This is a genomic window from Photobacterium iliopiscarium (assembly GCF_003026395.1).
GTDB classification, from domain to species: Bacteria; Pseudomonadota; Gammaproteobacteria; order Enterobacterales; family Vibrionaceae; genus Photobacterium; species Photobacterium iliopiscarium.
On sequence record NZ_PYOO01000037.1, the window covers coordinates 1 to 827 of the forward strand.

General features: G+C 37.8%; 1 tRNA gene. It reads right to left on the reverse strand.

Annotation, left to right across the window (positions count from 1 at the left end):
* Positions 1–46: 46 nt before the first annotated feature.
* Positions 47–122 (reverse strand) — tRNA-Phe (locus C9J51_RS19345).
* Positions 123–827 lie beyond the last annotated feature (705 nt).

Consider the following 827-nt stretch of genomic DNA (forward strand, 5'->3'; position numbering starts at 1 on the left):
AACAGATTATATCGTTGCTTAACACCAAACTTCAAAAGAGAAGAAATGGTGCCTCGAGGCGGAATCGAACCACCGACACGAGGATTTTCAATCCTCTGCTCTACCGACTGAGCTATCAAGGCAACGGAGCGCATTAAAAAGGTTTTTGGCCCTGGCGTCAATGGTTTTTTTTTAAATAGTTACTGACATTATCTTTTTTGTTCTGATTGTTGGTATTTTGAACGTGAATGTTTGGTTTTCTGATGTTTGTTAGTTCAAGGTAGGAAAAAGAGTTTGATGCAGTAAGGGTAGTAAAAAATGAATTAAAGAAAAATTAACGGTATTTTTTAACGTAAAAAGACCGATTGATTTTTAGTGGTGAAAATTAGATCAAATATTCAGACGCATTATTTACTTGATGTGTTTAATTTGGTCATTTTTACAGTAAGGCTACAAATTTAATCCCGTTATTCTCTACAGTGAGGTTACGAACGAGATAGGGAATCTACTGTTCACGCGTTGTAGATTGATTGTTTTGGCTGGCATCTTTTAGGCTCAATCACGTTGTGAATAGATCACGGATAATAAGCTGTGACATTTTTGAAGTGGCATATAAGTTTAATCCCGTCATTCCCTATAGTGAGGTTACGAACGAGATAGGGAATCTACTGTTCACGCGTTGTGGATTGATTGTTTTGGCTGGCATCTTTTAGGCTCAATCACGTTGTGAATAGATCGCGGATAATAAGCTGTGACATTTTTGAGGTGGCATATAAGTTTAATCCCGTCATTCCCTACAGTGAGGTTACGAACGAGATAGGGAATCTACTGTTCACGCGTTGTGGATT